The following is a 25,718-nucleotide window of genomic DNA, read 5'->3' on the forward strand; positions in this document are numbered from 1 at the left end:
GCGAGAGGCCGGATCAGCCCCAGGCCTGGTCCATCGACTGGAGGACCTGCTCGATGGTCGCCTGCCCCGTGAGCAGACCCTGCACGCCGACACCGAGGTTGGTGTAGACCTCGCCGTTCGCCCAGGTGGCGTTCGGCAGCGAGATGAAACGCTCCTCATCGAGGTACTCGGCGATGGGTGCGTACTGCGGGGGCAGCGCCGCTGTGTCGAGCCCGACGATGGGCAGGTTGCCCGAGCCCTCGGCGTACTTCGCGGCATTCTCCGGCTGTGCGAGCCACTCGAAGAACGCCTTGGCTGCCTCCTTCTTTTCCGACTTGGCGTTGATGCCGAGGGCGTTGTTGGCGCTCGCCGAGATGACGGTGTTCGCCGGGTCCTCGGCCGGAACCGCCTGCACGTTGAACTCGGAGTCCGGCGCCTCGGCACCGAGGCCGAAGGCGGCACCTGACGGGATGAAGCCGGCAAGCGACGTGCCCTGACCCAGGCCGTTCGTGATGGCCGCGAAGTCGCCGCCTTCAGCGCCGGGCTGGAAGCAGCCGGCGTCCTTCATGTCGAGGATTGCCTGGAGGGTGTCCTGCCAGCCCTGGTCCTCGGCGAAGGTGACCTCCCCGGCGGCACGCTGGGCATTCCAGTCCGGATTCTCGGCGTACACGCGCGAGGCGGCGAGCAGCATCGCGGTGAGGCCGGTGTTGGGCGGCGCGGTGCCTGCCACGACGAAGACGGACTTGCCCTCATCCGCCACGGCCTGACAGGACTCGAGCAGCTCGTCGAACGTCTCGGGCATCTCAAACCCGACCTCCTCGGCGGCGGTCTGGTTCACCACGGCCGAGATGACGGAGAGGTCGAGCGGGTGAGCGTAGAGCTCGTCCTCGAAGTAGAGGTCACCCTTCGACGACTCGGGCACGATGTCCTCGGTCGCGGTGCCGGTGAGCGGCTCCAGGTAGCCGGTCTCGGCGTAGGGGATCACCGACTGGGTGTTGCCGGAGCCGGGCTGCACGTAGAAGACGTCGGGAGCGCTTCCGGACTGGAGCTGGGTGTTGAGCGCCTGGGCGAAGCCGTCGTTCGGCAGCTCCTTCAGCTCGATGGTGACGTCGGGGTTCTCCTCCATGTAGGCGTCGGCGATCAGCTGGTAGGGGCTGTCGCCGGCCTCCGTGATGGGAACGCCGAGGGTGAACGATTCGGCGTCCCCTCCGGAACCGGAACCGGAGCCGGAGCCGTTGCCGCCTCCCGATCCGCCGGCGGCGCAACCTGCGAGCGTGACGCCGGTGAGCGCGGCGAGCAGGACAACACCGGGAGATGCACTGCGACGGATGCGACTGTGCTGTGTCATTTTCAGACCTCTCGTGACTTCTTCGTCTCGGCCGCGCCCTGTGGCGGGACCGCGCGGAGGAGGGCTTCCTCGCGTTGCCGAAAGCCTCACACGGCGTGCGTCTATACCGTCAATTCGCGTTCGTGATGCCGTGCGGCGCGCTTCGCTGCAGCACAACGGGGCCGGTCAGCCCCCACTTTCGCAGCGGCGCGCTGGGCGAGAGAACCGGTCCGGTGAGCTGGGTCGCCGGCTCGCCGGATGCTGCGTCAGCGACGATCCGGTTCCACCACGGGTTCGTGATGTCGATCTCGAGGGCGTTCTCGCCCGGTGCGAGCTGAGCGGTGACGTCGATGCCCCACGGAGCAGTCCAGAGGACCCCGGCCTCGGCGCCGTTCACCCTCACCGTGGCGATATCGCCAACGTCCCCCAGCTCGACCCGGTACCGGCCACCGTCGCGGGGTTCGCCCTCCGGCAACCGAATGATGCTGCGCCACCTCGACGTGCCGGAGAAGCCGCCGAGATTGGACCGTTCGATCGCTTCGTGCACGTCGCTGAGCGTGGCCGGTCCCAGGTTCGTCCCGGTCGCCGGCACCTCCACGACCCAATCGTCGTCCGCAGTGGCGAGAGGCCGGAACAGCGGGACCGGCTCATCGGTCGTCGCATCGCCGACGACCAGGAAAGCCGCCTCGTGCGCGCCGAGGAGAACCCGCGTCGCGGTTCGGCCCATCGTCGACGTCGCCGGAAGAGCCCAGCGGCTGCCCTCCACCGCGCTCCACCACTCGACCGCTGCGCCTGCCGCCCGAACGTCGAGCGTGGCGCTGACCGCCTCCGGAGTGGTGTTGCTGACGAAGTACACGTCGCGGTCGGGAAGCTGTCGGTGCAGCATCCGGACGCCCGCCACTGGTCGCCAGTCCGGATCGATCCGGGCGTCTCCGAGCGCTTCGGACAGGGTCATCTCGCGAACGACTCCGCGCCCCACGGTCCTTCTCGAGCTGGGCGACGCACCCCACAGCTCGTCGACAAGCTGGGCGAATCTTTCAGGATCATCCCGGAGGCTCGGCGTCCCGTGCGGTCGGTGTCCCACGAGGCTCGCGCCGGACGTGACCAGCTCCAGCAGGCGTCGGAGCACCCGGACGGTCATCCGGGCCGAGCTGCCGCCGAGGTAGAGCACCCGATACCGGGCTCCTCCGGCCGACATCAGTCTGCCCGACTCATCCGCGGTCAATGCGGTGAAGAGCGCATCGGCGCCGACGAAGTCGTAGTCGTAGCCGGCCGGCACATCGTCTGGCAGCCGGTCGCCGAACAGGCCAGTCACCGGCGATTCCTCGCCGATGAAGTAGGCCACATCAGCCACGGGCACGCCCTGGTTCAACAGATGGGAGGACCGCGAGAGGTAGTCGACCCATCCCCCGGCCTGCTCCGCCCAGGTCTCGTGCCGGGTGAAGGTCTGCCCGAGGTGCGGGCTCAGCGAGATGCCGGGCGGACGCACCTCTGACGGCTGATGCGGCGAGGTGTGGATGCAGAATCTCGTCACCCCGAGTGCGAGCTCGAGATCCGCTACGTGCTTGAGATGACGCGGTGCAGTCGCGTATGGCTCCCCGAACGCGCTGAAGGACTCCGCGCCCGTGAAGGGCTTGCCGTAGACATGCGCCACCGACGAGGCGCCCTTCAAATCGACGACGTAGGTAGGCTTCGGATCCGCGTCGGGCGGGAAGACCCACCCAGCGCCCATGGGGATGTCGGCGTGACTGCGCATCTGCAGGTCGTCGCCGAGCTGGGGCCGATGGTCCTCGAGTGCCTCGGCGTAGTACGCGAGACCGCGTTCCCGCGCGACCCGGGCGACCGTGCCGTAGTACGCGTCGGCGTACAGCTCGGCGATCGTCTGGCGGAAGTCCCAGAGGAACGCGTCGGTGTCGGCCGCGCTGCCGACCGTGTACCCGGCCAGCGCCACCATCCACGGCGTGAGCGGATATCCGCGTCTCGCTTGGAACTCCTCGGGCAGCCGGTCGGTCCAGTTCTGCGGGCCGGACTCGATGCTGTCGCTGAGCAGCGAGCGGATGCCGCGGTCACCGAGCATCTCAGGCCCGACGGCCTCCTCGTACAGCGACAGCCAGTGAGCCAGATACCGCTCGACGCGTCCCGCATCCAGCTTGTCCACCTCGAGGCCGGTTGCCTCCGCCGGCGCCGGGCCGTTGGTGTGGCCGGTCAGCGACGAACCGAAACGCACGATCCGCCACTGGCCGGGCGGTGCATCCCATTCCAGGACGCCGTCGCGGACGTACGGCGTGAGGTCGAGCACCGAGTCGCGTGGAATGGCGGTCGCAGCTTCGGGCGAGTCGAGCCCGTAGTAGTCGGGCGCCGTGGCGAAGCCGGCCTTCTCCTCGACCGCGGACACCCTGCCTCCACCGAACAGCAGGAACTGGGTGACGGAGAGCTCGGGGCGCGGCGGCGGGAACGGCAGGGGCAACACCCCGGGTGCCATGGGCGGGACCGTCGACCCCGCCGGTGCGAAGTCGAGCACGAGGCGCAGCCACCGGCCCCTGACCGGCGCGAAGCTGCGCGACCGGACCGGCGACTGGGACGGCGGGAGGGTCGTGACCGTCCGGAAGCGGATCCCGTCGTCGCTGACCTCGAGGGTCGCGACCGCGGGCGGAGCGCTGCCGAACCCGCGTGCGCCAGGAAGTCCGACCGTCACAGCGCCGATCGACACGGGCTCGTCATAGCGGTAGGTGACCGTCGACGTGCCGCCGTCCAGGTCTCGACGCAGCACCAGCCCGTCGGCGAATAGCCCGTCCCAGAGTGTCCTGGCGTCCGTCGGCATTCCGTCGACTTCAGCCGATGCGGGGATCAGCGGGTCATGGTCGGCAAGTGCCGGCACGGCGAGCACCCGCGTGTCTCGCGCGAACTCGGGATCGTTCGGCGAGCCCCAGCGCGGCACGTCCTGGTACCGGCCGGAGACGGCCGGGAGCGCAGGAAGCACGCAGCAGAGCGGCCCTCCGCCTGCGACGATCGTCTCGCTCCAGACCACCTTCTTCATCGCGTCCGACGGCTCCACCCACGGCCCGCCTGCGGCACTCCAGCCCGGCGACGTCGCGATGGTGAGCTCGAGTCCAAGCTCCTCCGCAGTCGCGGCGGCGGTGCGCATTGCCCGCCTCCACGGCTCGGAGAGGAACACCAGCCGGTCCGAGACCAGCTGCGGTGCGTTCATACCGCCCTCGAACACCTGCGCGCCCCGGATGCCGACGCGCTGCATCCACTCCAGGTCGAGGCGGATGCCCGGCTCGTCGATGTTCCCGTTCATCCAGTGCCACCACACCCGCGGCCGTGCCTCATCGGGCGGGGAGCTGAAGCCGGCGACGACCGGATCCGTCATCGCGGTGAGTTCCACTCCTGGAGCAGACGGCGTGCCCCTCGGACGGCGATGGCCACACTGGTCAGCGTCGGGTTGACGGCCGTCGCCGTCGGGATGAGGCCGTTCCCGCCGACCAGCAGGTTGTCGAAGCCCCACACCTTCGACCATCCGTCCGCCACACTCGTTCCGTCGTCGGTCTCGCCGATGCGCATGGTGCCCTGGTAGTGCAGGCTTGTGCCGTTCGGCATGAGACGCGGCTCGCCGCCCGGCACGAATGTGCCGAGTGCCTCGGCAGCCCGGCGCTGGAAGACTTTCGCCTGCTCGACTTCCGCGAGCTCCCGTTCGGTGAGCTCGTAGGTGATCGTCATGTTCGGGAAGCCGCGGTAGTCCTGCTCGTCGTCGGCGAACGTCACCGCATCCTCGAACCGCGGGTGCTTCCGCAATCCCCAACCGACGTTCGCGTACCCCCATTTGCTGTCGGCAAGCGGGTGCGACGGGTCGATCGGCATCGGCGCCTTCTCGGAGTACATGATCTGCGCGGCGAACGGGTGGTCCGGCTCGGAGAACGGCACGCGGTTGACGCCGGAGACGGGGTCCGACGGGTTGGTGGCGCGACGCGCGAGCTCGTCCTCGAGCTCCTGCTCGGTCGCGAATCTCGACATCGTTCCGGCGTCGAGCGCGACCGTGCTGAAGATGACCGGGTGCTCTGTGAGGTAATGACCGAGCGCTTCGGGGCGGATGCCGGACGCCCAGAGCAGCTGCGGCGACCGCAGCGCGTCGGCCGCCACGACCACCACGTCCGCCTCGACCTCCTGCTGCTCGCCCGTGACGGCGTTCTCGAGCAGCACACCGGTGATGTGTCCGTCGGTGTGGAGAATGCGGCGGCCGAGCGTCAGCGGACGAAGCTCGAATCGCTCGGCGAGCGGAGAGTCCTCCTCGGTCAGCGGACCGAGCACGAAGTCGGTGCCGGCCCAGGTCATCGAGCCGTCCTCGGCCTCGTCACCCGCGACGGGCAGGACCCCGGGGCCATAGCCCTCGGGAAGGTCCCCGGCGAACTCCTCCTGCAGCACCGACCGGATGGCGCGCCCCATCGCCGAGAGACCGAACGCGTTCTTGGTCGTGTGGAGCAGCACCTCCGCTTCGCCGATCACGTCGTCCCACTCATCGTCGGGGATGAACGCGATGCGCTCGCTGAACGCGGGTCGGGGCACGGCACACGTCCAGTGCGCGCCCTGGCCGCCGACGTTGGTCGAGACGGCGGCGGATGGGAAGCCGACCGTGTGTCCCGATCCGGGGCCGCCGAAGTCGATCAGATGCGTGCCTTGCCGCGCCGTGAGCGTGCCCTCCATCACCATCGACGCGGGGATGCCGAGCTCGTGGCGGGAGTCCCCGGCCTGCGGACCTTGCGACCGTTCGCGGGCGGCCGCTCGCTCATCCGGGTCGGTGATGTTCCGCACGCTCATGCCTGGCCGCTCGGTCAACTGAGGGCCGAGCTCCGCCATCAGCACGGTGGCGGTCGGGTGGCCTTCCAGCAGCAGGCGTGCGTAGGTCGCGCCGATCGGTCCGCTGCCGATGATGACGACGCGGGGGCCGGATGTGGCGGTGTCGGTAGCCATGGTGTGTCTCCTCTTCGAGTGGATCAGATTGCGATTGCGTTCGACTCTGCGGGGTCCGGCTCGAGCCGGTCGCTCAGCTCGGTGTGCGGAAGCAGCAGTGCCGCAACGAACCCGACGGCGTACACGGCACCCAGCCCAAGGAACACCGGTGCCATGGCGCTGCTGTATGCGGCGGCGACGTCGAGCTGCGTGGCGGCTGGAAGCGACTGGAGCACCGCGGGCGTGAGGGATCCGGAGTCGACCCGGGCAGGCAGGCCTTCGACCAGGCGTGCCGCGAAGACCCCGCCGACGAGCGCCGTGGCGACCGTGGACCCGATCTGACGCACGAGATGGACCGCCGAGGTCACCGCCCCGAGCGACCTGGGGTCGGTGTCCCCCTGCACGATGACGATGACGAGCTGCATGAACCCACCCGTCCCGAGGCCGACCACCGCCATGAGCGCCGCCGGAACCCACAGCGGAACGTCGCTGTTGATGAACGCCATCGCGATCAGCCCCACCGCCCCGGCCGCCGTGCCGAGGATGGGAAATGCGCGGTACTTGCCGGTGCGGCTGACCAGGAAGCCGGAGGCGAGCGACGTCACGAGCATGCCCAGCACGGTCGCGAGTGGCACCAGCCCAGCCACCGTCGCGGAGGTGCGGTACATCATCTGCACGAACGCAGGCAGGTACGAGACGACGCTGAACAGCCCGACGCCGACGACGAGCGAGAGGATCGTGGCGATCAGCACCACTCGCCTGCGGAAGATGCCGAGCGGCACCAGCGGATGCTTCGACCTGCGCTCCACGAACAGGAATGCCAAGCCGGTGAGCACCGTGACGGCGACGATCGCGATCATCTGCGGAGAGAGCCAGTCCAGGATGCTCCCGCCCCACGTCACGGCGAGCACGAGGCCGGTGGTGGCGATTCCGAGCAGGACCGCCCCCGGCACGTCGAAGGTGCCGCCACGGTCGTGCCGACGGGATGACGGGATGGCGCGGAACGCGAGGAGGAGGGCCAGGAGGCCGAGCGGCGCGTTGATCCAGAAGATCCAGCGCCAGCCGATCGTGTCGGTGATCACGCCGCCGGCGAGCGGCCCGACAACGATGGCGATCGGGAACGCCGCCCCGATGATGCCCTGATACTTCGCCCGTTGCCGCGGTGCGACCACGTCCGCGACGATCGTCTGCGACAGGATCTGGACACCGGCGCCCCCGATGCCCTGGAGCACACGGGCGCCGGCGAGCTGGATCATGTCCTGGGTGAAGCCGCACAGCACCGACGCTGCGAGGAAGAGCAGCAGGCTGCCGAGGAACAGCCCACGTCGGCCGTAGAGGTCACCGAGACGGCCGAATACGGGCATCGCGATGGTGACGGCCAGCGTGTAGGACACGATCATCCAGCTCATGTGCTCCACACCGCCGAGTTCACCGGTGACGGTAGCCAGCGACGAGGCGATGATGGTGTGGTCGAGCGCGCCGAGCAGCGATACGAGCAACAGTGCGAAGATGAGCGCCCGGAACCGGGCCTGCGAGAGGTTCAAGAGGATTCACCGTGGCCAAGAAAGCCGCCAACGGGCGGACGACGCGGCCGTGTGCGCGGACCGGGCTCGAGCCCGTCCGACGGGTCCCGGGGACCCCGACGTCGAGGTCAAGCCTACGTCCGGGCGCCGGTTCGCCGACCTGCTCGCGGCCCGTGTGATGGTGATGCCCGCTATCGCGATTTCCGATGGCCGATCCGACTGGAGCATCACCACTCCCGATACCCGCCATACCGGATCGACGCACCGCTCCGGGCGCAGATACCGGCAGAGTCGATGTTGCAGCGAAGCAGGAGGCGACCATGCTCAACGACGAGAACCACGGGCGGGATCCGGGACAGGCCGGCGCGGCCCGGGCGGCGGCGATCGACATGCCCCGCCTCGAGCGATACGGCGCGAGCCACGCCCGGCTTGTGGTCGATGGAGCGCCGTTCCTCGCCATCGGAGGCGAGCTGCACAATTCGAGTTCGTCCGACCCCGAGCACATGCTGGGCGTGTGGGAGAAGCTGCGCGGCTCCGGCTTCAACAGCGTCATCGCCACGGTCGGCTGGGATCAGGTGGAGCCGATCGAGGGAGCGTTCGACTTCACGGTCGTCGACATGCTGCTCGCCGGTGCGCGCTCGGCCGGACTGCGTCTGGTACTGATCTGGTTCGGCGCGTTCAAGAATGCGAGCTCCACCTACGCACCATCGTGGGTGCGGAGCGATCGCGAGCGCTTCCCCCGTGCGGTGCTGGCGGAACCGCGGGTGCCGACACCGTTCACGTACGAAGGGTCGATGAGCCGGCCCGTGCTCTCAGTCTTTTCCGCAGCCCTCCTCGAGGCCGATACGGCGGCGTACCGTGCGCTGATGTCGCACCTGGCCGATACCGACCCTGAGCACACCGTGATCCTCATGCAGGTCGAGAACGAGGTCGGTCTGCTCGGCTCATCCCGCGACCGCTCCCCTGCGGCGCTGGACGCGTGGAACGCGGAGGTGCCCGAGCGGCTGCGCCGCGCCCTGCGCGACGTTCCCGACACCTTCGATCCGGACGCGCGGCAAGCGCTGATGCCGGCGACGGAGCGGAGCGGCTCGTGGGCAGATATCTTCGGAGACGGCGAACCCGTCGCAGACGAGGCCTTCATGGCGTGGGCGTTCGCCTCGTACGTGGGCAGCCTCGCCTCCGCCGGCAAGGAGGTTCTACCGCTCCCGGCCTACGCGAACGCGTGGCTCGGCCCGCAGGCCCCTGGTGACCTTCCCGGCACGTATCCGAGCGGTGGCCCGACCGCCGCCATGCTCGGTGTGTGGCGCTCAGCGGCGCCATCCCTGGACTTCCTCGCCCCCGACATCTACGTGCCGGACTCCCGTGCCGTTATGGAGCAGTACGCCGTTCCCGGGAACCCGCTCTTCATCCCCGAGGCGCGCTTCCGCGCCGGCGACGCGTTCCTGGCGATCGGCCAGTACGGAGGGATCGGCTATCAGGTGTTCGGCGTGGAGGACGGGCGGCCCGGCAGCCAGTTCAGCGTGGCCGCGCGGACGATTCTCGCATCGACGAAGGCCATCGTCGACGCGCAGCGATCGGGCTCGATGTTCGCGTTCGCGCTCCGTCCCGACGACGACTCCGCCGGCGCCGAGATCAACGGGGTCACCGTCACGGTGCGGAACGCGCCGAAGCTGTACGCCACGATGCTGCTCGACGCCGGCGTGGTGCTGCCGCCGCCACCTGAGCTGCCCGACGAGACCGAGGGAGCCGCACACGGCATCACCCGAGGCGACGATCGGGTCTTCGGGCTCGTCGCCGGGCAGCCGGACGGATCATTCCTCATCCTCGGCCAGGGGGCTTTGATCGACTTCTCCAGCGACGATGCGGAGCTCGAGGTCGACTCGGTGCGCGAACTGCGACTGGTCGACGGGGTGTGGCAGGACGGCCGGGTGCTGAATGGCGATGAGCGGTTGACCATCGTTCCCCGCGACCGAATCGGAGCCGCTCGGCTGCGGCTGCTGAAGTTCGATCGCTGAGCCGTCCGCATTTCAGCCGACAGATAGGAGAACCATGGGATTCGACCAAGCGATGCTGTCCGAAGGCGGTTTGACCGGCGGACCAGGCGGATACGTGCTCACCCTGCGCCTGCCGTGGATGCGCAGCCTGCCGTGGTCCTGCGTCGAGGAGGTCGACGTCGCTCTCGATGGGCAGTCCGTGAACGACGATGCCCTGGCGTTCGAGGTCGACGGCGCGCTGGTCGCACCGCAGCAGTTGTCGGGGCGTTGGCAGGACTATTGGGTCGTCGGGCGTCCAGTCCGTCTGCACATCCGCTCGGGCCCTGCGGTCCCGACCGGACGGCGCGTACGCGTCGACCTGACCCTGCGCTTGCGTATCCCCTACCTGATTCTCGGCCCGGCCGGGCCGCTCGTGCTCCCGGTCCGAGCATCCCGGGAGCTCCAGGTGCGCGGTGCAACTCTTGAAGGTGCGACGAAGTGACTGCCGACAGGACACTGGCCGATCCGAACTGGGCGGTGACGCTGTTCTCGTTCACGACCGAGCTCGTCGCCGGCGCCGACCCGAATGGGATCGTCGAGACCATTGCGACCGAGGGCGGCATCCGCCGGATCGAGATCGACGGGTTCCAGCACTTCCCCGGGCTCCCCCGAGTCGGCGACGCCGAGGCGGCCGAATTCCGGGAGCTTGCCGATCGGCTCGATCTGGAGTTGACAGAACTCGGCATCTACGCCGACTTGGCGCTGCACCCGGACCGCCTCCTCACGATGGACGAGACCGTTCAGTACCTCGCCGACCAGGTGGCATCCGCGGCGAAGTTGGGCTTTCCAGCAGTCAAGGTGATGTTCGGCATCGATACCGCGATGCAGGAAGGATTGCTCCCCCATCTGGAGCGCCACGGGATCCCGCTCTACCAGGAGGTGCAGGGACCGGTGCGGATCGACTCCCCCGAGTTGGACCGGCAACGGGAGTTCGCCGCACAGCATGGCGGCGGCCTGCTCGGCTTCGTGTTCGATTCCAGCGCATGCATGCCGGCCGTGCCTGCCACCTACGTGGAGGAGCTGCGCGCCAACTCGGTGCCCGAGTCCGCGATCCGGCTGCTCGAAGAGGACTGGGCGGGCGACCGCAGCGGGCAGGTGCGCGGCGAGTTCACTCGGCTCACAGCGGAGGCCGGCTTGCCGCCATCGCTTCACCCCCTCCTCGCCATGCCGTTCATGCGCTTCGGCTCCTCGACGGTGGCGGAGTTCCGCGACTTCCTCCCCGAGGTGAGCATCGTGCACCTGAAGTTCTGGGACCTCGAGGATGCCGACGGCCGCGTCTCGCGGCCGATCGCCGATCTGCGCCGGGAACTGGGCGCGATCGGCTTCGATGGCGCGATCACCAGCGAGTGGGGCGGCCACGAGTATCTCGATCCGGGCGCCTACCGGCCCCTCGACATGACGCTCCAGCACAGAGAGCTCTACGACCGTGCGCTGCCGCCCCACGGCGCGGGCGCATGACGGCGCCCCTTCGGCTGGCCCTGGTCGGGTTCGGGATGAGCGGCCGCAGCCTGCATGGGCGACTCATCGACGCGGTCGACGGCCTCGCGGTCGGAGCGATCGTCGCCCGCTCCAGCTCCGCGCGCTCGGAGGCCGCCGCGGCATTCCCGGACGCGCAGATCGTGAGCTCGGTGGCCGGACTGGCGGCGCTCGACGACCGCCCCGTGCTGGCCGTCGTCGCCACCCCGGACGCCTCGCACGCGGAGGTGACGGAGGAGGTTCTCGAGGCAGGCTTCGGCACCGTCGTGGACAAGCCGCTCGCGACGACTGCCGCCGCCGCACGGCATCTGCGGGACCTCGCCCGTGACCGTGGCCTGCCGATCGTCCCCTTCCAGAACCGCCGCTGGGACGGCGACTTCCTCACCGTGCGCAGGGTTCTCGAGAGCGGCCTGCTCGGCGAGGTGTTCCACTTCGACACGTCGATGGATCGCTGGTTCCCCGGCAGCGCCCCCGGCTGGCGCGGCGAGGCGATCCCCGGGGGCGTCGATGGCGCGCTCGGCGGGTTCGGCAGCCACGCCGTCGATCAGGCGGTGGCGCTGTTCGGCCCCGTGCAGAGCGTCTACGGCGAGGTGGCGAAGCGTCGGGCCGCCTCGGCGGTGAACGACGACGTGTTCCTCGCACTCCGGCATATGGGCGGCGTGACCACGCACGTGAGCATGGCACTCGTGCGCAGCGACCCGTCACCCCGGTTCCGGGTGCAGGGCCTGAGCGGCTCGTTCGTGAAACACGGGTTCGACGGTCAGCAGCCGGCGCTGATCGCGGGCGGCGACCCTCGATCGCCGTCCTGGGGTGCGGAGCCGGAGTCGGACTGGGGTGCCGTGCACCTGGCCGGCGGCACGGAGACCGTGCCGACCGTTCCCGGCGCCTGGACCGAGTTCTACCGGGAGTTGGCGCTCGCCCTTCACGGGGCCGGTGAGCTCCCGGTCAGCGTGGACGATGCCATCCATGTCCTCGACGTGCTGGAGGCTGGACGCCGGTCGTCTGAAACCGGTGAGGTGGTGCGTCCGCCCTCTTGAGAGCCGCCCGGTGTTCACTCTTGCCGCGCGGCGCCGTCGATCGTGTCAGCCATGTACTTGACGCCGCTCGATGAGGTGTAGCCGCCGTCGACAGCGATCTCCGCGCCGTTGACATACGAGGCGAGATCGGAGAGCAGGAACGCCACGACGGAGGCGACCTCCTCCGGGCGGCCGACGCGCTCCATCGGCGTGAGGGCGAGCTGGGCCTCGAGCATCCCAACCGCCGCCTTCGCCATCATCGGAGTCTCGATGTACCCGGGGTTCACGAGATTCGTGCGGATGCCGGCCGGCCCGTGCTGCGTCGCCGCCACGCCGCTGAGCCCGCGGAGCCCCCACTTGCTCGCGGTGTAGGCGGCGGCCGAGTGCGGAATGACCGCCGCCGCCGAGCCGACGTTGACGATCGAGCCGCCTGCCGTCATGAGCGGCACGAGCGCCTGGATGCCGAGCATCGCGCCGGTCAGGTTCACGGCGAGCGCACGATTCCAGTCGTCGAGTGCGACTTCCCCGAGCCGTGCACGCATCGGGATGCCCGCGTTGTTGACCAGCCCGTGGATCGTCCCGTGCCTGCCTGCGAGCTCGGTCGCCAGGTCCGACCAGGCGCCCGGCGAGGTGACATCGAGCCGCCGGTAGACCACGTTCTCCGGATGGCGGTCCACGACGGCAGCGAGCTCCGCGCCGGCTTCGGCGCTGAGGTCCGTCGCGACCACCGTGGCGCCGCTCACCGTCAGCAGCGCAGTCTCGGCGACGCCTTGACCCCCGGACGCCCCGGTGAGGACGATGACCTTCCCGTCGAGCCCGGGAAGTCGGGTGTCCTCGACCCCGGCCACTACGCCCGCGGCCGGGTGAGGATCAGCGCGCTTCCCTGTCCAGAGCCCCCGCAGAGCGACGCGACACCGGTGCCGCCGCCACGCCGTTCGAGGGCGGTGGCGATCGACAGCACGAGTCGCGCCCCTGACATGCCGAGGGGATGCCCGAGCGCGACCGCGCCGCCGGTCGGGTTGACGATCTCCGGATCGGCGCCGAGATCCCGGATGGAGGCCAGCGCCACGGCGGCGAACGCCTCGTTGATCTCCACCAGATCGAGATCTTCGACCGACAATCCTGCTCGCTCCAGCGCACGGAAGATCGCGCGCGACGGCTGCAGCTGCAGAGACGAATCCGGACCGGCGACCTGGCCGCTGGTGCCGACCTCGGCGAGCCAGGACAACCCGCGCCGCTCCGCCTCAGCGCGACTCATCACGACCACGGCGGCTGCGCCGTCGGAGAGGGGCGACGCCGAGCCGGCGGTGATGGTGCCGTCGGGCGAGAACGCCGGAGGAAGCTTCGCGAGCGCTTCTGCCGTCGTATCGGGTCGCACGCCCTCATCGGCGGCGACCTCGATCGTCTGCTTGCGGGCGGCCACCTGCACCGGCACGATCTCCGCTGTGAGCGAGCCGTCCGCCTGCGCCGCCGCGGCCCGCTGGTGCGACCCCGCCGCGTACGCGTCCTGCTCCTCACGGGAGAACTCCGCCGCGACCGCGTTCTCCGCGTCCGTCAACGAGCCCATCGACTGGTTCGTGCGCCAGTCCCACAATCCGTCATGCTCGAGGGAGTCCTCCATTGCCGCGCGGCCGTACTTCACCGCGCTCCGCACGGTCTGCAGATGCGGCGCCTGCGACATCGACTCCATGCCGCCGGCGACGACGATCTCCGCCTCCCCCAGCCGGATCAGCCGGTCCGCCTGGATGACCGCGTCGATGCCGGAGAGACAGACGGTGTTCACCGTCGTCGCAAACACCGTGGCCGGGATCCCACCGAGCGCGGCCGCTCGGCGGGCGGGCGCCTGACCGGTGCCGGCCTGGACCGCGTGGCCCATCACGACCTGGTCGACCTCGGCACCCTCGATCCCCGCTCGCCGGAGCGCCTCAGCGATCGCGAGCCCACCGAGCTCATACGCGGCGAGCGACGAGAGCCCGCCCAGGAACTTGCCGACGGGCGTCCGAGCTCCGGCGACGATGACACTTGCGGAATCCATGCATCCAGTCTGAACCCCCTCCGCTCCGTACGCGGTATCGGGTTCATGGATAGGCGGCATACGGAATTCCACGTCGCCCGACGGCGCCGTTCCCGGCAGAGTCGACAGGAGAACGCAATGAAGCGGAGGCGCGAGTGCTCGAGCAACACCTGATCCAGACGCGGGGTTTCAAGAACCGGCCGGGTGAGAACGGGGCGGACGGCTTCGAGCTGCGCATCCGCTCCCCGTACTACCGGGGCACCTGGACGAATCTCATCCACGGGGTCGAGGTCGAGGTCGACGGCGAGCGCTTCGCCGGGGACGCGATCAGCTGGTCGATCGAGGGACACGACTACACCGCTGAGGAGCTGCGCAGTTCGACGACCGCGCGCTGGCCGCTCACCGAGGCGGCCACGCTCCGAGTCCCGAAGCCTGGCGGACTTTCCGTGGGGATTCATGACGTGACCGTCTCGCTGATGTTCCGGATGTCGTACATCCCGATCGAGCTGCAGCCGCAGACCTGGACCGCGACACGAAAGGCGACGATCGTCCGATGAGCACCGAACCGAAGTTCCAGCTGGGCGTCTCCGTCTACAGCTACACCGGCGACTTCGGGGTCGTGATGGACCTCGAGGACTGCGCCCGCGACATCGAAGACCTGGGTGCCACCGGCATCGAGATCCTCGGCGAGGGTCACGTGCTCGGCTACCCCGAGCCTTCGACCGAGTGGATCGACTGGTGGCACGCGCTCGTCGGCGAACTCGGGCTCACCCCCACCTGCTACGGCTCGTGGCTCGACACCCGCCGCAACCTGGACCGCGGCATGACCGTCGAGGAAGGCACCGAGCAGCTCGCCCTCGACCTGCGGATCGCATCCCGGCTCGGCTTCTCGTTCGTGCGCCCGAAGATCGGCGTGGTGACCGAAGACCTGGTGCCCGACCCCATCTGGTCCGAGGTGGTCGAGCGCAACCTCGACTTCGCGGCGGAGAAGGGCATCATCATCTGCCCCGAGATCCACTGGCCGACGCCGATCGTCTCCCAGACGGTCGACGACTATGTCGCGTTCATCGAGCGCACCGGCACGAAGCACTTCGGGCTGCTGATGGACACCGGCGTCTTCCAGCGCTCCCACTACCGCCGCACGGAGCCCGGTATCTCGTCTCGGCTCGGCACAGGGGGCGGTCCGTCGTTCCCCAATCCGCCCGTGGTCCCCGTCTCGGATCTCCGGGCCGTGATGGACCACGTCGTCTACTTCCAGGCGAAGTTCCACTCCATCGACGACGATCTCGTCGACTCCGAGATCCCGTGGGCGGAGATCCTGCAGGTCGTCGACGAGTCCGGCTACACGGGATACCTGTCGAGCGAGTACGAGGGGGACCGGATCGCGTACCGGGCCTCCGACCAGCTGCGCCGCCAGCACGCGCTCATACGCACCCTTGCCGCAGCGCCCGCCGCCGCACGATGACAGACATCCGCCGGATGTCCGTGCCAGACATGATCCGGCATCTGGAGACGCACGGAGAACAGCCGGATCCCAGGACCGACATCGACACGGCCTCCCTGATCTCCGCGTATCCGGAGCTCGGCGCGGTCAACGTCACTGATCTGACCATCGCGACCCCTCACGGCGAGCAGCCGGCGCGGCTGTACCGCCTGCCGGACGCCACGCCGATCGCGGGACTCGTCTGGGCGCACGGCGGCGCCTTCGTCGGCGGCCACCTCGACATGCCGGAGTCGCACTGGGTCGCCCTCTCCCTCGCCGCTCGAGGAGTGAGCGTGCTGGCGGTCGACTACTCGAAGGCTCTGAACGGCGTCCGGTTCCCCGTACCGTCGGACGACGTGCTGGCGGCGTGGGAGTGGGCGGTGGCGAACATCGATCGGCTCGGCGTGACCGTCGGCCGCCTGCACCTCGGTGGCGCGAGCGCCGGGGGCAATCTCACGGCGGGCGTCATCGCGCGACTCCGGGACGCCGGCGGCGTCCTGCCGGCGAGCCTGGTGATCGTCTACCCGGCGCTGCACTCCACCATGCCGGAGCCATCCGAGGAGCTGCACGGGAAGCTCGAGGAACATGGCGGCATGCCGTTGGAGGTGATGCGGCAGCTCAACCTGAACTTCACCGGCTCAGAGGAGGGGCTCACCGACCCCGTGGCGTTCCCTGGTCATGGTGAGGCGTCCGGGTTCCCGCCGGTGTACATCCTGAACGCCGACACCGACCCCCTCCGGGCGTCCGGGGAGGCGTTCGGGCGTCAGCTTCGAGACGCCGGCGGGCGCGTGCTCGTCGAGGTCGAGCCGGAGGCCGCGCACGGGCATCTGGACCAGCCCCACTCGGCGGAAGGCCGGTCGAGCGTCGAGCGCATCTTCGACTGGCTCACCGGCGTCAAAGCTCCGACGAGCGGCTGAGTTCGAACATGGACGAACTCCAGCCGCCGTCGGCTGTCGAGCTGTTCTCCCTGGCCGGCACGGTCGCGCTCGTGACCGGTGCCACGCGCGGGATCGGGCTGTCCACCGCCCGTCTCCTCGCCTCGGCGGGAGCGACCACCGTGCTCACCGGGCTTCCCGAGGAGCAGCCGGAGCGGGTCGCATCGGCGCTGGCGAACGAAGGACTCCCCGTCGTCGGCCGCACGTGCGACGCGCGCAACGAGAGCCGGCTGCGAGAGGTCGTCCAGTTCGCGCTGTCCGAGTACGGACGGATCGACACGGTGGTGGCGAACGCGGGGGTCGCGCTCGACAGCGGCACGCACCTGACGAGCACCGATGAGCAGCTCGACGCCATGTTCGACCTCCACGTGCGGGGTGTCCTCCGCTTGGCGAATCTCGCAATTCCGCCCATGGCGGACGGCGGCGGGGGTTCCTTTCTCGTGATGTCGAGCATCGCCGGGCTGCGCGGCAACCGCATGCTCGGGCTCTACGGGATCACCAAGGCTGCCAACGCGCAGCTGGCGAGGAATCTCGCCGTCCAGTGGGGCGACCGGAACGTCCGGGTGAACGCGATCTCACCCGGCGTGATCGACACAGATTTCGCGAAGCCCATCACCGACAACGGCGCGGTGGCGCTGATCCGGCTCGCCCGCACGCCGCTGCACCGGTTCGGCCATGCCCACCACGTCGCCGGCACGGTGCTCTGGCTGGCCTCCGAGGCGGGCGCCTTCACGACCGGCCAGAACATCGTCGTCGACGGCGGGACGCTGATCGCCGACTGATCAGCGTCCCGCCCGTCCCGGCGCGTTCAGGCTGACGCCGCCAGCTCACGGATGTAGCGCACGGACTCCTCCGACGGCGTCTGCGGGTAGTACTCGAGGCCGATCGGTCCGTCGTACCCGGACGCGCGGAGTGTGGCGAGCGCCGCCGGCCAGTCGATGTCTCCGGTTCCCGGCTCGCCGCGTCCGGGTGCGTCAGCGAGCTGCACGTACCGGACGAGGTCGCCGGCGTTCTTCAACTCGGCGGCGACATCCTCCCCTTCGACGGTCGAGTGGTAGAGGTCGTAGAGCACCCCGAAGAACGGCGAGTCCACGCCACGGGCGACGTACACGGCCTCGCTGGTGCGGTCGAGCAGCGCTCCCGGGTGGTCGACGCGCACGTTGACCGGTTCGAGCACGAGCACGATGCCGGAGCCGTCGATCTGGGCGATCGCCTTGCGGTAGATCTCGATCAGCTCGTCGAGCTGCGTCTGCCGCTTGCTGCCGCCGAACCCCGTGCCGCTGCCGACGACGATACGCGGGCACCTCAGGTCCTGGGCGATGCTAACGCCCTCATCCAGCTTGCGGTAGAACTCGGAATGGTCCTTCGGGGGAATCATGAACTGCGTGCGCGGCTCGGACAGCTGCGCGGTCAGTTGCGTGCCGGTCTCCTCCAGCGCGGACTTCAGCGCCGGCAGGTCCTTCGGCTTCGCGGGCGCGTCCACACCGGTCGGCCCCCACATCTCGACCGCGGAGAACCCGGATGCCGCGGCCGCGCGCACCCGGTCGGAGTAGTCACCGGCCTCCGTGAAGAGCAGCTCGATGTTCGGGGCGAGCGTGTACGTCATGCGAACACGACCTCCTTCTCGACCACGACGCGGTTGGGGACGTAGCGCTGCGGAGCGATCTGCATGTAGAGCAGCCGGAGCTCGAGCGTCACCTCGACCCGAAGCGAGTCGCCCGGCTTCGGCTGCTCGTCGAGCGGCACGATCACGTCGGCGCGGTCCTGGAGGAACCAGAGGGTCTCCGACTGCTGCGGCAGCTCGTCGATCCGGTACGACCTGCCCTCGAGCTCCCAGCGGAGTGACTCGCGCGGGATCTCCCGGCCGTCGATCTTCACGGCGACATCGTCGACAGCGGAGAGCCAGAGGCTGCGGTACCAGGGAAGCTGCACGGAGACCGCGATGCCGTCAGGGTGCGGGCGGACGTCGTGCTCCTGGAACAGGGTGTTGTGAGTTGCCATGTCGCTCTCGCTCTACTTCGAGGTGCCGGATGTGGTGGAGGCGGCGTCTTCGATCGCCTGCCGCATGAGCTTGTGCTGTCCCTTGACCAGTGCGATCGGGTCCGACTCGCCGAGATCGGCGAAGGCATGACCCTCCCACTCGCTGGACAGGTACCCGCGGTATCCGCCCTGCACGAACTGCCGGACGATCCGCGGGATGTCCATGGCCGGCTCGTCGCCGTGCTCATCGATGTCGTAGAACTTGGCGTGCACATGGATCATCTGCGGCATGATGTCGAGCCACTCCTCGGGCGCGACAAGGCCGTGCATGTTGAACGCCAGTCGCGAGAACGGGCCGAGGCTCTTGGGGTCAACGCCGACGGAGCGGAGGTACTCCTCGAAGCCCGAGTTCCGCTCGTGCATCGGAAGGGGCTGCTTCCAGAAGTCCTGCATGGCGGAGAGGTGCTCGTCGTTCAGGCCCATGCTGCGGAGCGTGCGGAACAGGGTCGGCGAAAGGCTGTGCATGGTGGAGCTGAAATCGGCGGTGAATCCGAATCGGTCGGAGCCGATGTCCTCGTACATCTCCCGGATCTGCAGCACCTTCGGGTCGTTCGGACCGGACGGGGCGTGGATCTCGTAGCCGAGGCGCAGGTCCAGCTCGTCCGCCACCGGCAGCAGCCGGCGCAGCAGCTCGGCCCCAGCGGACCGGATGACGATCCGCTTGAAGCCGAGGGTGTGGGCGGTTCGCAGCTGGATCTCCATGAACTCGAACTCCTCGTCCGGGTTCATGTCGTCGCCCTTGCGGCGGCCCATGTCGAGGTTCGTGCCGAATGCGCTCGGCACCAGGCCGTATTCGTCGAGCCCGTCCCGCCAGGTGCGGAGGAATTCGTCCTCCACCCGCGGGTAGGAGCGCAGCATCTGCGCGCCGTTGAACTCGACTCCGGGGCCGAGGCCCTGCTCCGCGACGGTCTCGAGGAGGCTGCCGATCGTGTAGTGACCGGCCGCCCACTCCGACGTGAGCGAGTAGAGGGTCAGCCCGAGGTCGATGCCGGTGCCGGCGATGCCGGTTCCCGGGGCATCCGTGCTGGTCTGCGTGGTCATAGCGTTCTCCTTGCCGGTCAGACGGTGTGGGGCTGGGCGAGGTGGGCGTCGAGCACCCGTCGTGCCTCGTCGGCGTCGGTGATCATCCGGGAGCCGGCGTCCGCGGCGGCGCTGCGCTGCACGGCCTGCTCCCCGCGGATGATGTCGAAGGCGTTCTCCCAGTAGTTCCAGTGCCAGCCCTCGTACTCGCTCGAGATGGCGCCGCTGTAGCCGGATTCGACGAGCAGCGAGATGAGCTCGCGGACGGGAACCGATGGCTCCTCACCGTTCTCGTCGATGCCGAAGAACTTGCCGTGCACGTGCCGGATCCACGGCATGATCTCCCGCCACGACTCCACTGGTGCCGGGCCGAACAGCCCGGTGCCGTTGATGGCGAAATCGATGCCGAGCTCCGGACGGCCGTGCCGGGCAGCGAGGCCGATGAACGCGCCGAACCGCTTGCCGTGCGCCGGCTCATCCGCCGGCGGGCCCTCGCGGTAGTACTGCTCCCACAGGTCGACGACGGCCTTCAGCAGCTCCGGCGACGCGTCGCGCCGCCGGTATGCCTCGAGCAGCGACGGCGCGAAGCCCGAGACGGTCGCGCCCCAGTCAGCGGTGAAGCCGAGCAGCGGTGATCCGAGCTTCTCGAAGCGGTCCCGGAGGCGGAGGATCGCCGGGTGGTGCGCGTGCTGGTGGGCGTGCACCTCGAGCGCGAGCGTCACACCGTGGCGCTCGGCGAGCGGCAGGAGCTGCTCCATCGAGTCCGGCGTGAGGGAGATCTGGACGCGCGCGATCCGGAAGCCGAGCCTGGCGGCCACATCGATCTGCCGGGCCATGTACTCGACCAGCTCGTCGTCCGTCATCAGCCGGTCGCGGCGGATGCCGACGTCGGTGTTCACCGCGAGCGAGGTCGGCACGAGCCCGGTCTCGTCGATCAACCCGCGGAACCAGTCGACGTACTCATCCGAGAGGTTCGGGAAGTTCTTGAATCCCGAGAAGCCGATGATCTCCAGCCCCGGGCCGAATCCGGACTCGGCGGTCTTGCGGATGAGCCCCTCGAGGTCGTACTCGCGCCGATGGAAGGCTCGGGTGAAGCTGTACAGGGTCACTCCCTGGATGGGGGTTCCGAGCTCAGGCATCGATTGCCTCCGCTTTCGTCTCTTCGGCCTTCATCGTCTTGGTGTTGTGCTCTTCGATCTGCAGGACCCCGTGGTCGGTGATGATGTACGGGATGTAGAGCTTCAGGCCCACCTCGACGGTGTGCTCGCGGTCGCCGACGACCGGCAACTCCCCGCTCACCACCGCGGAATCGAGCACGTACCACCACTCGTCGGTCTCCTCCGGCAGCTCGTCGAGGGTGAAGGTGCGGTCGTTCATGGTCCAGGTGATGGATTCGCGGGGCGCGGATGCGCCGTCCACCGTCAGCTCGACGTCCGCGATGCACGACGCCGGGATCGCCCGGTACCACGGGATCCGGACCTCGACGGAAGTGCGGGTGCCGTCGGTTCTGAGGGTGCCCTCTTCGATCAGCCGGTCCGGGATCATCGGCCCGCTCCCGCTTCGGATTCGGACTGGGTCGGATGCATGGTCGTCTCCTTCGACTGGTGCTGTTGATTGCGACGCCCGGAAGCCGGGAAGCCGCACCCGGTGGACGTGCCGGCGCGGGGCGCGTCGCGCCACCTGCTGGTCCGGGTCGTCTGGGTCGTCATGGCGCCTCCTCCAGGACCGTCCAGCGAGCTGGACGGCGGCTGTCGCTTGACCGCCTGGAGGCGTGCGCCTCTATTTCGGGGCATCCGCGTCGCGACGCTCGGCCGCAGAACCCGCCCGCTGCCGGGCGAGACTCGTGACCGGCACGGGCGTCGCTGCTGATGCGCTTTCAGTCTCGCAAACGCCGGCTGGTTGTCACAGCGCGCATTTCGTATACCTGGGTATCCATGCGATGAATACCTCTCGGCCGTACCCGCCACCAGAAACGATTGCCCGGGCACAACACGGCCCGAATCGGCATAACGGGGCCGCCGCGGCGGCCCGGTTATGCCGATTCGGGCCGCTTTCGTGGCGGGGCTACTCGGAGAAGCGGGCGTCCACGGCGTCGCCGTGGGCGGGCAAATCCTCCGCGTCGCTCAGCGCCCGGATGCCGTCGCGCACCGCGGCGAGAGCGTCCGCGGAGTAGCGCACGACCTGCTGGGGGCGGAGGAACGTGGAAGTGCCGAGCCCCGAGGAGAACCGCGACTGCCCACCGGTTGGGAGCACGTGATTCGAGCCGGCGAGGTAGTCGCCGAGGCTGACCGGAGCGGAGCGGCCCAGAAAGACGACGCCGGCGTTGTCGATCCGCGCGAGCAGCGACTCCGGGTCGACGGTCTGGATCTCCAGGTGCTCCGGAGCGTACGCGTTGGAGACGTCGGCGCCCTCGTCGAGGTCGCGCACCAGCACGATCGCCGACTGCGGCCCGGTGAGGGCGGCGCGCACCCGCTCCGAGTGCCTCGTCGCCGGGACCTGCCGCTCCAGCTCGGTGATGACGCGGGCGGCAAGGTCATCCGAGTCGGTGACGAGCACCGCGGCGGCCAGCTCGTCGTGCTCGGCCTGGCTGATCAAGTCAGCGGCGATGACGCGCGGGTCGGCAGCGTCGTCGGCGAGGATCAGGATCTCGGTCGGGCCGGCCTCGGAGTCGATGCCCACGACGCCCTTCACGGCGCGCTTGGCGGCGGCGACGAACACGTTGCCGGGACCGGTGATCACGTCGACGGGATCGAGGCCGAGGCTCTCCACCCCGTGCGCGAACGCACCGATCGCGCCCGCACCGCCCATCGCGTACACCTCCTCGATCCCGAGCAGCCGGGCGGCCCCCAGGATGACCGGGTGCACCGCTCCCCCGAACGCACGCTGCGCCGGTGACGCCACGGCGATCGAGCCGACACCGGCGACCTGTGCGGGGACCACGTTCATCACGACGCTGGACGGGTAGACCGCCTTGCCGCCGGGCACGTACAGTCCCACCCGGGAGACGGGCTGCCAGCGCTGCACGATCTCGGCGCCGTCGGCGATCCGCGTCACGCGCTCGGGCGGCACCTGGGCGGCGCTCGCTTGCCGGACCCGGGCGATCGCCTCCTCCAGAGCGCCCCGGACGTCGGGGGCGAGCGTCTGCAGGGCCCGGTCGAGGTCTGCCAAGGGCACGCGGATGGCGGGCGGACGCACCCCGTCGAAGCGCTCCGCCTGCTCGAGCAGCGCCTCCACACCACGCGACCGGACATCCTCGACGAGCTGGTGGGCGGCCGCCTCCGCCGACGCGACGTCGGTGCTGGGACGCGGCAGGAGCCGCGACAGCCGGACGCCGGTGTGGTGCTCTGAGCGGAGGTCGAGGAGCGCGATCATGACCTCCCAATGCTAGTTGCCGCGCTCCGGCCGGCGATCGGGTCCACCGTGATGCGGTCCCCCTCCCCGGTGCCCTCCCGAGCGAGCCGGGTGGCCCCGGCCCGCTCCGCCGCGCGGCGCGCACGCTCCAGGATGCGATCCGCTCCTCCGCTCGCGGGGAGACAGCGGGTCTCGAGGCGCACCTCGCTTCCCAGCACCTGCCGGGCGAGCGTAGACAGACGCTCGACTTCGGCGGCGCGCCTGTGATGGAGGAAGGCGATCAACGCGGGGTCGAGACTGAACCCGGCCGCCTTGACCGGCACCAGCAGCAGCACGAACCTCGCCCCTGCCGTCTCCGCAGCGTGACGCAGCAGTGCGAGAGTGTCCTCGTCCTGACCGCCTGCGAGGATCGCGATCGGCTTCCCGGTGCGAGTACGAGTGTCGGGGGTGGTCATCGACGGCTCCCCTCGCTCGCGGCTTCGTCGGACGTGGGCGCCGCGCTCAGCCGGCGGCGTGTCCACAGCGTCTCGAGCTCCGCCGTCTCCTCGGGCGTCGCCACCCGGAATGCACCGGCCTGCTCGGCTGCCAGGGGCGAGCGGGCCTGCCCCTTCGTGGCGCGGAAGCTCACGAGAATGGACACGGCGATCACCGCGGCGACCACCGTCAGGCTGACGAGAGTCGGGATGTAGAACACGTCGAGGAGGAGCATCTTCAGGCCCACCCAGATCAGCACGATGGCGAGGCCGACCTTGAGGTAGACGAACCGGTGGATGAGGTCGGCGAGCAGGAAGTACATGGCTCGGAGCCCCAGGATCGCGAAGGCGTTCGCGGTGAAGACGAGGAACGGCTCCGCAGTCACCGCGAAGATGGCGGGGATGGAGTCGACGGCGAACACGATGTCGGTGACCTCGACGAGGACGAGGACGGCAAGCAACGGCGTTGCGAGCACCACCCCGGCCTTGCGCACGAGGAAGCGCTGGCCGACATACAGGTCGGTCATCGGCACGAATCTGCGGAACAGCGTGAGCACCCGCGACCGTTCCGGATGCGCATGCTCGTTGCGGGTCCGCGCCATCCGGTATCCGGTGTAGATCAGGAAGGCCGCGAAGACGTACAGGAGCCAGCTGAACTGCTCGATCAGCAGCGCGCCAGCGGCGATGAAGATGCCGCGGAAGACGAGCGCGCCGAGCACGCCGAGGAACAGCACTCGGTGCTGGAAGGCCCGCGGGACCGCGAACGCGCTGAAGATGATCGCCCAGACGAACACGTTGTCCACGGCGAGCGACTTCTCGATGAGGTAGCCGGCGAAATACTGCTGGCCGAACTCGGCACCCCACGTCGACCAGACGATCACCCCGAACGCAACGCCGGAGCAGACCCACACCACCGACCAGGCAGCGGCCTCCTTCACTCCGATGACGTGAGCACGCCGGTGGGCGACCAGGTCGATCAAGAGCATGACCAGGATGACGCCGAGAACGGCGGCCCAGGCCCAGACGGGAACAGACATGCAAAACCTCCACGAGTTTCTCGTGGAGGTCTCATCACGCCCGGCGGCGTCGCCGACCCGGGTCCGTTCGGACGGACCGTATTGACGAGGCGGCGTCGGGGACTACTCCCCTCCGGCAACTAGTGAACCACAGTTCATGTGTTCGGGTCAACACGGCGCCGGTGCCGAGCGGGGACGTCCGTGGGTGCATCGCGGGTCAAGGTCGCCAGCAGCTCCCCGATGAGGTGCTCGCGTTCCACCGGGTGCCGCAACGGCATGTCCTCGACGCACTCGTACACGTTCCTGCGTCCGGACTTCTCCCGGCGCAGGTAGCCCGCCTCGACCAGATCGGAGATGATGCCGTGGGCCGCTCGCTCCGTGATGCCGACCGTTTCGGCCACATCGCGGACCCGGATGCCTGGGTCCCGGGCGACGCAGATCAGCACGTGGGCATGGTTGGTGAGGAACGTCCACGCGCTTCCCCGGCTCATACCCCGGAATCCTACTGAGCCCTCCGGGTCCGTCGCGGGAAGGCGCAGGAGGCCTGCACGGTTGAATGGGGACATGAGCGACATCCCGAGCGCGGCGGACATCGAGCGGACCGAGGAGTTCAAGAAGGTATTCCGCCGCCACCCCGCGGGGGTCGCCGTCATCACGGCACGCCGGCCGGACGGGACGCCGGTGGGATTCACGGCGACGTCGGTGTCTTCGCTCGCCGCGGTGCCGCCACTGGTCAGCTTCAACATGGCTCGGGTCTCATCCGCGTGGCCCGCCATGGAGGGCACCGAGCACGTGCTCGTGCACATGCTCGGCGTCGACGACAAGGAGCTCGCCATCAAGATGGCAGGCCCCGCGGCGGAGCGGTTCGTGGGCGACCACTGGTCGCCGGGGCCGCAGGGCCTGCCGCTGCTGAAAGGGGTGCCGGCCTGGATGCTCGGCAGGATCGTCGAGCGGGTGCCGGTCGCGAACAATGCCGTCGTCGTGGTCGAGGTCGAGGTCGGCGAGCTCGGCGAGTACGACGAGGGGCTGATCTACGCGGAGCGGACGTACCACCGGCTCGGGCCGGAGCTGTAGGGATCGGTGCT

The 25,718-nt window shown here is 69.4% G+C and carries 24 protein-coding genes; 9 read left to right on the forward strand and 15 right to left on the reverse strand.

Annotated elements, in window-relative coordinates:
• Positions 1 to 13 precede the first annotated feature (13 nt).
• The 4 genes from ACFFGH_RS27335 to ACFFGH_RS27350 all read right to left on the reverse strand — a co-directional run bounded on the left by ACFFGH_RS27335 (position 14) and on the right by ACFFGH_RS27350 (position 7,797).
• On the reverse strand, positions 14 to 1,327 hold the full coding sequence (locus tag ACFFGH_RS27335) for an ABC transporter substrate-binding protein (protein ID WP_386674404.1): 1,314 nt from the start codon (positions 1,325 to 1,327) through the stop codon (positions 14 to 16).
• 109 nt (positions 1,328 to 1,436) lie between these two features.
• Positions 1,437 to 4,694, reverse strand: coding sequence for a glycosyl hydrolase (locus tag ACFFGH_RS27340; protein ID WP_386674407.1), 3,258 nt, complete (start codon positions 4,692 to 4,694; stop codon positions 1,437 to 1,439).
• Positions 4,676 to 6,274 (reverse strand): GMC oxidoreductase, encoded by a 1,599-nt coding sequence (locus ACFFGH_RS27345; protein WP_386674410.1) that lies wholly within the window; start codon positions 6,272 to 6,274, stop codon positions 4,676 to 4,678. The genes ACFFGH_RS27340 and ACFFGH_RS27345 overlap by 19 nt, the downstream gene beginning before the upstream one ends.
• A gap of 23 nt (positions 6,275 to 6,297) precedes the next feature.
• Positions 6,298 to 7,797: an MFS transporter gene (locus tag ACFFGH_RS27350; protein WP_386674413.1), complete on the reverse strand. Its 1,500-nt coding sequence runs from the start codon at positions 7,795 to 7,797 to the stop codon at positions 6,298 to 6,300.
• 299 nt (positions 7,798 to 8,096) lie between these two features.
• Here ACFFGH_RS27350 and ACFFGH_RS27355 point away from each other — a divergent pair, with 299 nt between their 5' ends.
• The 4 genes from ACFFGH_RS27355 to ACFFGH_RS27370 are packed head-to-tail and all read left to right on the forward strand — an operon-like array spanning position 8,097 to position 12,322.
• Positions 8,097 to 9,791, forward strand: coding sequence for a DUF5597 domain-containing protein (locus ACFFGH_RS27355; protein WP_386674416.1), 1,695 nt, complete (start codon positions 8,097 to 8,099; stop codon positions 9,789 to 9,791).
• A gap of 34 nt (positions 9,792 to 9,825) precedes the next feature.
• Positions 9,826 to 10,251, forward strand: a complete 426-nt coding sequence (locus ACFFGH_RS27360; protein ID WP_386674419.1) for a C-glycoside deglycosidase beta subunit domain-containing protein — start codon at positions 9,826 to 9,828, stop codon at positions 10,249 to 10,251.
• Positions 10,248 to 11,267, forward strand: a complete 1,020-nt coding sequence (locus tag ACFFGH_RS27365; RefSeq protein ID WP_386674421.1) for an apurinic/apyrimidinic endonuclease family protein — start codon at positions 10,248 to 10,250, stop codon at positions 11,265 to 11,267. Before ACFFGH_RS27360 ends, ACFFGH_RS27365 begins: the two co-directional genes overlap by 4 nt.
• Positions 11,264 to 12,322: a Gfo/Idh/MocA family protein gene (locus ACFFGH_RS27370; protein WP_386674423.1), complete on the forward strand. Its 1,059-nt coding sequence runs from the start codon at positions 11,264 to 11,266 to the stop codon at positions 12,320 to 12,322. Before ACFFGH_RS27365 ends, ACFFGH_RS27370 begins: the two co-directional genes overlap by 4 nt.
• A 14-nt stretch (positions 12,323 to 12,336) precedes the next feature.
• Here the strand turns inward: ACFFGH_RS27370 and ACFFGH_RS27375 are convergent, their stop codons facing one another.
• Both ACFFGH_RS27375 and ACFFGH_RS27380 read right to left on the reverse strand, forming a co-directional pair.
• Positions 12,337 to 13,149 (reverse strand): SDR family NAD(P)-dependent oxidoreductase, encoded by an 813-nt coding sequence (locus ACFFGH_RS27375; RefSeq protein ID WP_386674426.1) that lies wholly within the window; start codon positions 13,147 to 13,149, stop codon positions 12,337 to 12,339.
• Positions 13,149 to 14,336: an acetyl-CoA C-acetyltransferase gene (locus ACFFGH_RS27380; protein ID WP_386674429.1), complete on the reverse strand. Its 1,188-nt coding sequence runs from the start codon at positions 14,334 to 14,336 to the stop codon at positions 13,149 to 13,151. The genes ACFFGH_RS27375 and ACFFGH_RS27380 overlap by 1 nt, the downstream gene beginning before the upstream one ends.
• Positions 14,337 to 14,470: 134 nt before the next feature.
• Between ACFFGH_RS27380 and ACFFGH_RS27385 the strand changes: the two genes are divergently transcribed.
• Genes ACFFGH_RS27385 through ACFFGH_RS27400 form a run of 4 tightly spaced genes read left to right on the forward strand, consistent with a single transcriptional unit; the run spans position 14,471 to position 17,515 of the window.
• A complete protein-coding gene (locus tag ACFFGH_RS27385; protein WP_386674431.1) occupies positions 14,471 to 14,872 on the forward strand; it encodes a C-glycoside deglycosidase beta subunit domain-containing protein in 402 nt (133 codons plus the stop codon).
• Positions 14,869 to 15,780: a sugar phosphate isomerase/epimerase family protein gene (locus ACFFGH_RS27390; protein WP_386674434.1), complete on the forward strand. Its 912-nt coding sequence runs from the start codon at positions 14,869 to 14,871 to the stop codon at positions 15,778 to 15,780. Before ACFFGH_RS27385 ends, ACFFGH_RS27390 begins: the two co-directional genes overlap by 4 nt.
• Positions 15,781 to 15,794: 14 nt before the next feature.
• Entirely contained in the window at positions 15,795 to 16,715 is a 921-nt protein-coding gene (locus tag ACFFGH_RS27395) for an alpha/beta hydrolase (RefSeq protein ID WP_386674436.1), read from the forward strand.
• Between the two features lie 8 nt (positions 16,716 to 16,723).
• The gene (locus ACFFGH_RS27400) at positions 16,724 to 17,515 is read left to right on the forward strand and encodes an SDR family NAD(P)-dependent oxidoreductase (RefSeq protein ID WP_386674439.1); all 792 of its coding nucleotides are present in this window, start codon (positions 16,724 to 16,726) and stop codon (positions 17,513 to 17,515) included.
• 26 nt (positions 17,516 to 17,541) lie between these two features.
• On the opposite strand, the gene ACFFGH_RS27405 is transcribed toward ACFFGH_RS27400, so the two are convergent.
• The 9 genes from ACFFGH_RS27405 to ACFFGH_RS27445 all read right to left on the reverse strand — a co-directional run bounded on the left by ACFFGH_RS27405 (position 17,542) and on the right by ACFFGH_RS27445 (position 25,124).
• Positions 17,542 to 18,339 (reverse strand): TIM barrel protein, encoded by a 798-nt coding sequence (locus tag ACFFGH_RS27405; RefSeq protein WP_386674442.1) that lies wholly within the window; start codon positions 18,337 to 18,339, stop codon positions 17,542 to 17,544.
• The gene (locus tag ACFFGH_RS27410) at positions 18,336 to 18,734 is read right to left on the reverse strand and encodes a C-glycoside deglycosidase beta subunit domain-containing protein (protein ID WP_386674445.1); all 399 of its coding nucleotides are present in this window, start codon (positions 18,732 to 18,734) and stop codon (positions 18,336 to 18,338) included. The genes ACFFGH_RS27405 and ACFFGH_RS27410 overlap by 4 nt, the downstream gene beginning before the upstream one ends.
• A 12-nt stretch (positions 18,735 to 18,746) precedes the next feature.
• Complete coding sequence (locus ACFFGH_RS27415) at positions 18,747 to 19,814, reverse strand: sugar phosphate isomerase/epimerase family protein (protein ID WP_386674447.1); 1,068 nt, start codon at positions 19,812 to 19,814, stop codon at positions 18,747 to 18,749.
• 17 nt (positions 19,815 to 19,831) lie between these two features.
• Complete coding sequence (locus ACFFGH_RS27420) at positions 19,832 to 20,932, reverse strand: sugar phosphate isomerase/epimerase family protein (RefSeq protein WP_386674450.1); 1,101 nt, start codon at positions 20,930 to 20,932, stop codon at positions 19,832 to 19,834.
• The gene (locus tag ACFFGH_RS27425) at positions 20,925 to 21,338 is read right to left on the reverse strand and encodes a C-glycoside deglycosidase beta subunit domain-containing protein (protein WP_386674453.1); all 414 of its coding nucleotides are present in this window, start codon (positions 21,336 to 21,338) and stop codon (positions 20,925 to 20,927) included. The genes ACFFGH_RS27420 and ACFFGH_RS27425 overlap by 8 nt, the downstream gene beginning before the upstream one ends.
• 519 nt (positions 21,339 to 21,857) lie before the next feature.
• Positions 21,858 to 23,165: a histidinol dehydrogenase gene (gene hisD, locus ACFFGH_RS27430; RefSeq protein ID WP_386674456.1), complete on the reverse strand. Its 1,308-nt coding sequence runs from the start codon at positions 23,163 to 23,165 to the stop codon at positions 21,858 to 21,860.
• Positions 23,162 to 23,599, reverse strand: a complete 438-nt coding sequence (locus ACFFGH_RS27435) for a hypothetical protein (RefSeq protein WP_386674459.1) — start codon at positions 23,597 to 23,599, stop codon at positions 23,162 to 23,164. Before ACFFGH_RS27435 ends, hisD begins: the two co-directional genes overlap by 4 nt.
• A complete protein-coding gene (locus ACFFGH_RS27440; RefSeq protein WP_386674462.1) occupies positions 23,596 to 24,654 on the reverse strand; it encodes a TerC family protein in 1,059 nt (352 codons plus the stop codon). Before ACFFGH_RS27440 ends, ACFFGH_RS27435 begins: the two co-directional genes overlap by 4 nt.
• A 134-nt stretch (positions 24,655 to 24,788) precedes the next feature.
• On the reverse strand, positions 24,789 to 25,124 hold the full coding sequence (locus ACFFGH_RS27445; protein ID WP_386674465.1) for a helix-turn-helix transcriptional regulator: 336 nt from the start codon (positions 25,122 to 25,124) through the stop codon (positions 24,789 to 24,791).
• A 73-nt stretch (positions 25,125 to 25,197) separates the two neighbouring features.
• Between ACFFGH_RS27445 and ACFFGH_RS27450 the strand changes: the two genes are divergently transcribed.
• Positions 25,198 to 25,707, forward strand: a complete 510-nt coding sequence (locus ACFFGH_RS27450) for a flavin reductase family protein (RefSeq protein ID WP_386674468.1) — start codon at positions 25,198 to 25,200, stop codon at positions 25,705 to 25,707.
• Positions 25,708 to 25,718 lie beyond the last annotated feature (11 nt).

The organism is Lysobacter korlensis (assembly GCF_042434515.1).

Bases quoted from the DNA above. Each gene is read 5' to 3' on its own strand.
- ACFFGH_RS27335 (WP_386674404.1), bottom strand. From the start codon at position 1,327: ATGACACAGCACAGTCGCATCCGTCGCAGTGCATCTCCCGGTGTTGTC.
- ACFFGH_RS27345 (WP_386674410.1), bottom strand. From the start codon at position 6,274: ATGGCTACCGACACCGCCACATCCGGCCCCCGCGTCGTCATCATCGGC.
- ACFFGH_RS27355 (WP_386674416.1), top strand. From the start codon at position 8,097: ATGCTCAACGACGAGAACCACGGGCGGGATCCGGGACAGGCCGGCGCG.
- ACFFGH_RS27360 (WP_386674419.1), top strand. From the start codon at position 9,826: ATGGGATTCGACCAAGCGATGCTGTCCGAAGGCGGTTTGACCGGCGGA.
- ACFFGH_RS27370 (WP_386674423.1), top strand. From the start codon at position 11,264: ATGACGGCGCCCCTTCGGCTGGCCCTGGTCGGGTTCGGGATGAGCGGC.
- ACFFGH_RS27380 (WP_386674429.1), bottom strand. From the start codon at position 14,336: ATGGATTCCGCAAGTGTCATCGTCGCCGGAGCTCGGACGCCCGTCGGC.
- ACFFGH_RS27390 (WP_386674434.1), top strand. From the start codon at position 14,869: ATGAGCACCGAACCGAAGTTCCAGCTGGGCGTCTCCGTCTACAGCTAC.
- ACFFGH_RS27395 (WP_386674436.1), top strand. From the start codon at position 15,795: ATGTCCGTGCCAGACATGATCCGGCATCTGGAGACGCACGGAGAACAG.
- ACFFGH_RS27400 (WP_386674439.1), top strand. From the start codon at position 16,724: ATGGACGAACTCCAGCCGCCGTCGGCTGTCGAGCTGTTCTCCCTGGCC.
- ACFFGH_RS27405 (WP_386674442.1), bottom strand. From the start codon at position 18,339: ATGACGTACACGCTCGCCCCGAACATCGAGCTGCTCTTCACGGAGGCC.
- ACFFGH_RS27410 (WP_386674445.1), bottom strand. From the start codon at position 18,734: ATGGCAACTCACAACACCCTGTTCCAGGAGCACGACGTCCGCCCGCAC.
- ACFFGH_RS27415 (WP_386674447.1), bottom strand. From the start codon at position 19,814: ATGACCACGCAGACCAGCACGGATGCCCCGGGAACCGGCATCGCCGGC.
- ACFFGH_RS27420 (WP_386674450.1), bottom strand. From the start codon at position 20,932: ATGCCTGAGCTCGGAACCCCCATCCAGGGAGTGACCCTGTACAGCTTC.
- ACFFGH_RS27425 (WP_386674453.1), bottom strand. From the start codon at position 21,338: ATGATCCCGGACCGGCTGATCGAAGAGGGCACCCTCAGAACCGACGGC.
- hisD (WP_386674456.1), bottom strand. From the start codon at position 23,165: ATGATCGCGCTCCTCGACCTCCGCTCAGAGCACCACACCGGCGTCCGG.
- ACFFGH_RS27435 (WP_386674459.1), bottom strand. From the start codon at position 23,599: ATGACCACCCCCGACACTCGTACTCGCACCGGGAAGCCGATCGCGATC.
- ACFFGH_RS27440 (WP_386674462.1), bottom strand. From the start codon at position 24,654: ATGTCTGTTCCCGTCTGGGCCTGGGCCGCCGTTCTCGGCGTCATCCTG.
- ACFFGH_RS27445 (WP_386674465.1), bottom strand. From the start codon at position 25,124: ATGAGCCGGGGAAGCGCGTGGACGTTCCTCACCAACCATGCCCACGTG.
- ACFFGH_RS27450 (WP_386674468.1), top strand. From the start codon at position 25,198: ATGAGCGACATCCCGAGCGCGGCGGACATCGAGCGGACCGAGGAGTTC.